We start from the raw sequence: 7,900 nt of genomic DNA, 5'->3' as shown, positions 1-7,900 counted from the left end.
GATCTCGAACCCACGGGTCGAGCCCTGGTCCTGGCAGGAACGGACCCTTGGGTTCCCCGCGAGGAACCTTCACTCTCGCTGAACCCACGGGAGTCCGGGGGATCACATTGGGGATCAGGTTGGGGATCCGGTTAGAGCGCCACCCCCTGCGAGGAACGTAAGAGCAGGTCAAGAGGGCCATAAAGGGATCAGCTGGTATCCCAGACTCGCTTGCCTGGAAGCCCAGCAGCAACATCGGATCGGGCGGCAGCGCGGAAAATTGACGGGCGTGTGTCCCTGGAGGGGTTGTTTCTCGGAGTTCAGGGGTGAAGGAGTGCAACGTGCCTCCTCGGTACTCCTGGAGGAACCCGATGGCTCTCCTGTTGGTCCCGCATGATGCGGTCCCGGCCGCTGACGGCGGCGGTGCGGCGTGCTCCGGTCGTCGCGGGGTCACTGACCCGTCGAACGCCCTGCGGGCGACACGCGCGTAGTTGGAGGCTCGCGTGGAGATGTCCTGGACGCTCCCCTGTCAACCACCGGGACGGCGAGGGCTTGATTCTGCTCCCGACCGAGGACGACTGGTACGCCTACCACCACGGCGGTCGGTCGAAGACCCCCTCCAGCACCGGGCCGTGAGGTCTGGACCTCAGCCGGTTTGGTCGACGCATCGAGACCTGGGCCATGTCGGCGCGAGACGACATGGCCGAACATCTCCCTCGCGCGTCACCAAGCCTCTGACCAGCGGCTATGGGGCACGGTACTGGCTTGGTAAGAGGTTGGTACCTGCCCGGTAAGCCCTTCTGTGTCACCCGTCCGGTGGAAGTCGTCGAGGAGTTCGGTCGGCATGTGTCCCCTGGTGGCCCTTATTTCGGAGTTCTGGAGTATCCACCGCACGCGTCCACCTCCGGAGGGCTCCATGTCCCAGCCAGATTCCGATCCCCACCGCCTGCTGCACACACCCGCCGAAGCGGCGGCCCTGCTGGCCGTCCGCGAGTCGTGGCTTCGCCGCAAGGCCGGACGCCGGGAGATCCCGTGCACCTTCCCCGGCAAGCACCTGCGCTTCTCCGCTGACGACCTGGCCTCGATCGCCCGAGCCGGTGCCCGCCCGGCACGCTCCACACGACCGCCGGCCAGGCGTGGCAGGTCCTTTCGGGATTGACGGAAGTTCTTGTGCCGTAACGCTTGCATCGCTCGGCCCACTGGAGCGTTCATCCTCCTGTCACGCCGTGACCATCACACCACCGCCGACGAAAGGGCAGCACACATGGCCTGGGTGGAGCAGTCGGGAAGCAACCATTGGCGCGTCCGGTTCCGCCGCGACGACGGCACCATAGGCTCCGTCCCCGGCTTCGGGAGCGAGAAAGCCGCCCAGGACCACGCCAACGACCTCGAATCCGACCAACGCCGCGGCACCTGGCTCGACCCCACCGGCGGACGCACGACCGTGGAGGAGTGGCTCACCGACTGGTGGGACGCCCTCGACGTCGATACCCGCACCGAGGACAACTACCGCAGCATCGTGCGCAACCACATCGTGCCCCACTGGGGCAGCACCCTACTGGCCGACATCACCAACCTCAAGGTCCAGGCATGGGCCAAGCAGCTGCGCGCCGGACACCTGTCACCGGTCACCGTCGCCGGGTTCGTCAAGCTGTTCTCCCAGATCCTCACCGACGCCGCCGAGGACAAGCTCATCATCGCCAACCCCATCCGGCCCCGACGACGCGGACGCCGCAACCACATCGCCCGCATCCCCGAAAAGGTTTGGGCCCAGCCCGCCGAGGCGCTGCGCATCGCCGACCAGGTCGCCGCCTTCTACGGACCGGTCGGAGCCGTGCTCGTGGTCACCGCGGGCTGGACCGGCGCCCGCTGGGGCGAGCTGACCGGCCTGCAACGCCACAACCTGCACCTGTTCGACGACGACACCGGCTTCCTCATCATCGACCCCCAGAACGGCGCCCTGCACGAATCCGCCGGCGGCAGGCTCTGGCTCGGTCCGCCCAAGACCGACGCCTCCGCCCGCACCATCACCCTCAACCCCTCACTCGTCCGACTGCTGCGGGCACACCTGGACCACCACGTCCACCCGCACGTCTTCACCACCCCCGAGGGCGCGCTCCAGCGCCGCAGCAACTTCAGCAAACGCGCCCTGCGCCCCGCCGCCGACGGCAACCTCAACCAGCCCCGTGCGGTGCTGCGCCTCCAGCCGGTCAAGCCCGGCCTGACCTTCCACGGGCTGCGCCACAGCCACAAGACGTGGATGATCGCCGACACCATCCCCGAGATCGCCCAATCACTCCGACTCGGCCACATCCTCAAAGACCCCGTCCAACGCACCTATTCACACGTCGCCCCCGAAGTCACCACCCGCCTGCTCCAGTGCCTCCAAGACCGCTGGGACAAGGCCGTCGTCGACGTCGGTGACAGCACCTGGCGCAGGATGGCGTAGCCCATGGACGAGCGGTCACCGTCAACTCGGAAACCGCCTTCGACGCCGTCCTGACCGACATCCTGTCCAACTCGCAGCTGTACCCGACCGTGGTGTACGTCCAGAATCGGCCAGCGGTCGGCCCGGCCGAGTTGCCCGACCTGCAATTCACATGGCATAGGTGGAGAACTTCGCAGTAAAGATCATTAAAATGACCTCAATGAGGTTGAGACTTGTTTGCGGCGTACGGAACTTCCGCTGTACCGAACGCCGGTTGATGTGGGCGTGGAGTGGCTGGCAGACGAGTTCCCACCATGAGATTCGTCTGCCGGAGCATTCAACGCGATCGCCTATCGAGCCATGCTCGCCATTCTCCGCGCACTGGACGGGTACCTGTCGCCAGCCGCCGAACGCGGGGCATGTGGCATCTGCCGCAAGAACCGGGCGCTGACCTGGTGGAATCAGGCATTGCCCGTGGTGGCGAGGTTCCGCAAGCCGGAGGACCTGGCCGTACCGGCGCCGGATTCGACACCGGCAAGGTCACCGCGTACCGCTACCACGACGAGGCCGTCACCGTGCTCGCCGATCAGGCCCCGGACCCGCACGATGCCCTGCGACGCGACGAGGACGAGGGACTGGGCCACGTGGTCCTCGGCGAAAAGGTCTTCTCCGCCGACCGCCTTCGCGGGAAGACCACCAGTGCGAAAGGAGGTCCTCAGTGACCGAGCAACGTTCGCGCGTGTGTTTCGAGCGGTTCGGCGAGGTCGGGGAACTCTCCACCGTCGATGCGACGCGACAGCCGTGCGATGGTGTAGAGCTGCGCGAACCGGCCCGCGTCCGTGTCGAGGACGTCGGCGTAAACGTCGTGTACTCGCTGCGCGACCGTGGGCGTCAGGAGGCTGTAGCACAGCAGGGTCGCCGCGTCGGTGCCCGCGGGTCCGCGTCCCCACCATTCCCAGTCCAGCAGGCCGAACCGTGGACGCAGCAGGTTCGCCCAGTGGACATCGCCGTGGACGGTCTCCCATTCGGGCACGGTGGGGTCGACGGCGTCGCCGAAGCGTTGCACGATCCGGTCGGTGATCTTGTCCTGGCTGCTGTTGACGCGCGCGGTCGGCGTCGACGCGACGGTGTTGGTGGTGCGGCGCAGCTCGGCCCACCACTCGTCGGGCAGTTCGACCTCGGTGCGCAGCGCGTCGGTGGGTGAGCAAGGTCGGCCAGGCATGCGGGTCATGAGTTCGGCGCGCTGCTGTCGCCATTCCTCCCACTCGACCACGTCCAGGACCCGCGGTTTGGCGAGGTCGTCGAGGACGTTCGCGTCGAGGTTGCCCGTCCAGAAGTCGCCGGCGATCCACTGCTTGTCCTCGGACACGACGCGCAGCCAGTACTCGGCGTCGCCCTTGCGGACAGGGGCGCTGATCGACCGGTCATGCCAGCCGAGCAGCGGGTCCCCGGTCACGACCACGCCGAAGTGGTCGGCAGCGCGGTCGAGGTTGTCGCGCATCCACTGCCGGAACCGCGCGTCGGCTTCGCTGGTGTCGACCGGCACCTCGCCCCCTTTCACTGTTCGGTGACGTATCGCAGGTAGGCGGCCGGGTTGTTCATGTACCGGCGCCAGTGGTCGACCAGTGCGAGGTCTTCCCACTTCGTCCGCCGGAACCCGTGGTCGCCCACTTCGATGATGTCGGCGCCCGGCGTGGCGGCCAGGACCGGTGAGTGCGTCGCGCAGATCACCTGCGCCCCCGATTCACCGAGGTCGTACAGGAGGTTGACCAGCCGTAGGCAGGACGTGAACGACAGCGCCGCCTCGGGCTCGTCCATGAGGTAGAAGCCGGGTTCGCGGAACATGTTCGCCAGCACGGTGAGGAACCCCTCGCCGTGGCTCATCTCGCTGGTGTCCTCTTCCCAGTAGCCGCGCATCCCGCTGACGGCTTCCATGAACCCGAACGCCGTCTCGGCCCGCAGGAAGTACCCCCGGCGCTTGGTCCGCGGCCCGCTCTTGTGCCGGGCGCCCGCGACCGTGGTCTCCCAGCGGAGCAGGTCACCCAGCACCGTTTTCGGCCGGTCGTTGACGTACTTGCGACCCGCTCGCCCGCCGCGCGCGTCCAGCCCCCACGCCTCGGCGAACGCCTCGACCAGGGTCGACTTCCCCGAACCGTTCTCCCCGACCAGGAAGGTGATCGGCCGCTCGAAGACCATGCCTTCCTCGGCCATCTGCGCCACGCACGGCACGGTGAGCGGCCACGGTCGTGAATCCGGAAGGCCGGAGGGCAGCAGGTCGTCGGGGATGTACGCGCGGCGGGCAAGCATGGGCTGTCCTTGATCAGTACTCGGTCGGGACGCATTTCCCCTTGGGCGTGCAGTTGCCCGCAGGGTTGCACGCCGGACCACAACTCGGCCCGCACTGCGGGTCGCACATGTTCGGCACACACGGCGACACCGGTCGTTGCGCGAACCGCTCGGCCAACGCAGTCGTCGTCGCCAGCATGGTTGGTCCGTTCAGGATCTCGACAAGCGGAGCAAGCCGCACGTTACCCACCGGCAGCCAACGCGAGAACACGCACGGCCACACCGAGCCGTCCGCGGCGACCGCGATCTTCCCGTCACCGCACTGCCCGCACAGCGCAGACGAGTCGGAGGCCATGGCGCGCGCTCCGCGTCCGACCCCTCGCAAGTGGTCGACGCGCACCTCGCCCTCGAACCCCAGCGCGGCGAGCTCACCGCGTGCCTGCTCGACGCGTTGTCCGTCTCGGAGGTCGGTCACCCCGATGCGGAGCGGGATCGAACGGCGCAACGCCTCCACTATGTTGGCCTTGGTGCGCTCGTGGCTACCCCGCACCTTGGTGATGCCCTCGTGTTCGTCCGGACGGTCGCTGTAGTAGCTCGTGGCGAGCTGAACGCCAGGTCGAGCAAAGAGCTCCCAGAGCCGTGGCGACACGTGCACCAGGTTACTGAACACCTCGACTCGCAGGCCGCGGCCCAGGGCGCGGTTCACCAAATCGGGCAAGGAACGGTGCAACGTCGGCTCCCCGCCGATGAACTGCACCATTTCAACGCCGATCCTGCCGGCCTGGTCGATGACACTCTCCCAGTCCCCCGGAGTCATCACACCGTCGTTGCCGCCCGGCCCCGACTCCGCGTAGCAGTGAGAGCACCGCAATTGACACTTGCCAGTGATCTCCAACCAAATAAACGAGAGATCGTTCACCTCAACCTCATTTCCTTCGATGCGAACAGCACAACCGAATTTGCCGGATAACCGCGTTCTCATCCACCGCCAACAGGGCACCGCAGCGAGAACGGCACGCCGCACCGGTGAACAATCAGCGTCGAAGAGGGCGTCGCAGCCGAGCTGGACCACTTCGGCGGCGCAACGACGACCCGGCAGCGAAGTCGGCGACCGGGACCGGCCAAGACTTCGCCGAACGCACCCTGGCTTGGATGTCGGCCAGGTCGGACCACTGGTCGGGCGCGACGGGCAGCGGTGGCACCGCAGCCCGCACAAGCGCCACACCGACGTGCCGGTATAGCGGTTCCTACCAGCGGAACGCTCCCACTCCTCTCGTCGTTCCGGACGGATCGGCATCGACCCGACGGGCGGTGTTGCATCCCAGAGGCGATCTGCCACCACGTCTGAATACGGTCCACAACACCAGCTGGTCCGGGTGTGCCTCTAGGCTGAGCGGTGACTCACGGTGGGTTCACGCCTACTCACAGTCAGAGAAGCGGGGTGTTGTCGTGACCGGCGGGGCGCGTTCGACGAACGGGGACAGCGGTGAGACCAACGCCTTCGCGGCGGAACTCACCCGTTGGCGTGACGTGCGGAGCTTGTCCCGCACCGCGCTGGCCAAGTTGATGGGCTACGACCGCTCATACGTGTCCAAAGTGGAGTCGGGCCACGAGCGCCCGTCACGGGAGTTCGCGCTGCACGCCGACGCCGCACTGAAGTCAGGCGGGGCCCTGCGCACCGCGTTCCGCGAGTTCGAAGCCGGTCGCACCGGCAAGCCCCGTCCGCCGCTGCCGTTCCCTACCGACCAGTCCGCAGCGGGCAGCCTGGTGGTCGACCACGACGACGCCACCCTGCACTACGACGGGCACACCTACCGGCTCACCCAACGCCGCCGCCTGGTCAACGGTGGTACCGAGCCCATCACCCGCTACCTGATCCGCATCTCCGTCGACCGCTACCCCGGCGACCCCGAACGGTCCAACCGCCTCTACAGCGAGAACCCGCTCACCTGGGACGAGATCGACCTGCACGCCTGGCACGGCCAGGACCGGTCCGAACCGATGAGCTGGAGCGTCCACCACGACCGCGACGCCTTCAAAGAAGTCTGGCTGCACTTCGCCGGCGACACCGGCCACTTCCCGCTCTACCCCGGCGAGTCGACCTGGATCGAGTACGAGTACACCGTCCGCGACGAGCACTGGGGCAACTGGTTCCAACGCGCCATCCGGTTGCCCACCGCGAAGCTGTCGGTCTCGCTGGACTTCCCCACCGACCTCGCCCCGGTGGTGTGGGGCCTGCACACCTCCATGACCGCCGACGCCATGCCCTTCCCGACCGCCATCCACCGCACCACCGACGGCGACCGGGTCATCTTCGCCTGGTCATGCCAGGACCCACCCCCGCACGCCCGCTACCGACTCGAATGGGACTTCCGCGGCCGCACGACCACCGACATCACCCCCGCACGTCCCAGTGAGACCATGGCCGCCCTGGGCGTGGTCCAAGATGGCGATCCCCTGCTGCGCCGCGCCGCCCGCCCCTTCGACCTGCCCGCCGAAGCCGAGGACGCCCGCCGAGTCATCACCGAGTTGCACTCCGCCGCCGAACGCATCGCCCACGCTCACACCTTCGGCAAGGGCATGGGCATCGCCGCGCCCCAGGTCGGCATCGACCGCGCCGCCGCCCTCGTCCGCCCGCCCGGCACCGGCCGGCCGATCACCCTGCTCAATCCCTCGATCATCGAGAGCGGCACCGAGACCGACGAGCAGTACGAGGGCTGCCTGAGCTTCTTCGACGTCCGCTGCCTGGTTCCCCGGCCAATGCAGATCCACGTCGAGCACACCGACATCACCGGCGAGAAGAAGATCACCGTCTTCGATCGCGGCATGGCCCGGCTGGTCGCCCACGAAGTCGACCACCTCCACGGCACCCTCTGCCGCGACCTGTTGCCCGACGGACGGCAGTCCATCCCGGTCGAGCAGTACCGGGGCACCGGCCAGACCTGGAATTACGGCGGGCCGCCGTGAGCACCGACCGCCACGTGGGCGAACTCGTGGTCGACAACGAGATGTGCCAGGGCCTTCCGCAGGAGGAGCCCGTCGTTACACCGCTCGACGTCTACTACTTCAGCGGTGACAACCGCGCCGACGAGCCCGTCACCATTGATGACGACATCTGAGCTTCCCCCGATAACCCGAGGCGGTTGTTACCTGGATGCGGTCGGTGCCGCCGGGATGGTAGCTGGCCGGGCCTGAGCGGTGTGCCAG

8 protein-coding genes are annotated in these 7,900 nt (G+C 67.5%); 5 read left to right on the top strand and 3 right to left on the bottom strand.

Annotated elements, in window-relative coordinates:
- Positions 1-823: 823 nt before the first annotated feature.
- The 3 genes from ACFXGA_RS38575 (at position 824) to ACFXGA_RS38565 (ending at position 3,129) form a co-directional block, all read left to right on the top strand.
- Positions 824-1,138 carry a helix-turn-helix domain-containing protein gene (locus ACFXGA_RS38575; protein WP_378097631.1) on the top strand — a complete coding sequence of 105 codons (315 nt, stop codon included), beginning with the start codon at positions 824-826 and terminating at the stop codon, positions 1,136-1,138.
- Positions 1,139-1,243: 105 nt separating this feature from the next.
- The gene (locus tag ACFXGA_RS38570) at positions 1,244-2,428 is read left to right on the top strand and encodes a tyrosine-type recombinase/integrase (RefSeq protein ID WP_378097628.1); all 1,185 of its coding nucleotides are present in this window, start codon (positions 1,244-1,246) and stop codon (positions 2,426-2,428) included.
- A 398-nt stretch (positions 2,429-2,826) separates the two neighbouring features.
- A complete protein-coding gene (locus ACFXGA_RS38565) occupies positions 2,827-3,129 on the top strand; it encodes a hypothetical protein (protein WP_378097625.1) in 303 nt (100 codons plus the stop codon).
- Here ACFXGA_RS38565 and ACFXGA_RS38560 read toward each other — a convergent pair.
- Genes ACFXGA_RS38560 through ACFXGA_RS38550 form a run of 3 tightly spaced genes read right to left on the bottom strand, consistent with a single transcriptional unit; the run spans position 3,123 to position 5,612 of the window.
- Entirely contained in the window at positions 3,123-3,908 is a 786-nt protein-coding gene (locus ACFXGA_RS38560; RefSeq protein ID WP_378097634.1) for an aminoglycoside phosphotransferase, read from the bottom strand. The genes ACFXGA_RS38565 and ACFXGA_RS38560 overlap by 7 nt on opposite strands.
- A 56-nt stretch (positions 3,909-3,964) precedes the next feature.
- Positions 3,965-4,714 carry an AAA family ATPase gene (locus tag ACFXGA_RS38555; RefSeq protein ID WP_378097622.1) on the bottom strand — a complete coding sequence of 250 codons (750 nt, stop codon included), beginning with the start codon at positions 4,712-4,714 and terminating at the stop codon, positions 3,965-3,967.
- A 13-nt stretch (positions 4,715-4,727) separates the two neighbouring features.
- Positions 4,728-5,612 carry a radical SAM protein gene (locus tag ACFXGA_RS38550; protein WP_378097619.1) on the bottom strand — a complete coding sequence of 295 codons (885 nt, stop codon included), beginning with the start codon at positions 5,610-5,612 and terminating at the stop codon, positions 4,728-4,730.
- A 530-nt stretch (positions 5,613-6,142) separates the two neighbouring features.
- Between ACFXGA_RS38550 and ACFXGA_RS38545 the strand changes: the two genes are divergently transcribed.
- Together ACFXGA_RS38545 and ACFXGA_RS38540 are read left to right on the top strand one after the other, a co-directional pair.
- Complete coding sequence (locus ACFXGA_RS38545; RefSeq protein WP_378097617.1) at positions 6,143-7,660, top strand: peptide deformylase; 1,518 nt, start codon at positions 6,143-6,145, stop codon at positions 7,658-7,660.
- Complete coding sequence (locus ACFXGA_RS38540) at positions 7,657-7,812, top strand: hypothetical protein (RefSeq protein WP_378097614.1); 156 nt, start codon at positions 7,657-7,659, stop codon at positions 7,810-7,812. Before ACFXGA_RS38545 ends, ACFXGA_RS38540 begins: the two co-directional genes overlap by 4 nt.
- Positions 7,813-7,900: the final 88 nt, after the last annotated feature.

Source organism: Actinosynnema sp. NPDC059335 (assembly GCF_042752395.1).
In the GTDB taxonomy this organism is placed as follows: domain Bacteria; phylum Actinomycetota; class Actinomycetes; order Mycobacteriales; family Pseudonocardiaceae; genus Actinosynnema.
The sequence above is the reverse complement of the archived record's forward strand: the minus strand, read 5'-3'. Positions and strand labels throughout refer to the sequence as shown.

Coding starts and splice junctions, on each gene's coding strand:
- ACFXGA_RS38575 (WP_378097631.1), top strand. CDS start 824: ATGTGTCCCCTGGTGGCCCTTATTTCGGAGTTCTGGAGTATCCACCGC.
- ACFXGA_RS38570 (WP_378097628.1), top strand. CDS start 1,244: ATGGCCTGGGTGGAGCAGTCGGGAAGCAACCATTGGCGCGTCCGGTTC.
- ACFXGA_RS38565 (WP_378097625.1), top strand. CDS start 2,827: ATGTGGCATCTGCCGCAAGAACCGGGCGCTGACCTGGTGGAATCAGGC.
- ACFXGA_RS38560 (WP_378097634.1), bottom strand. CDS start 3,908: ATGCGCGACAACCTCGACCGCGCTGCCGACCACTTCGGCGTGGTCGTG.
- ACFXGA_RS38555 (WP_378097622.1), bottom strand. CDS start 4,714: ATGCTTGCCCGCCGCGCGTACATCCCCGACGACCTGCTGCCCTCCGGC.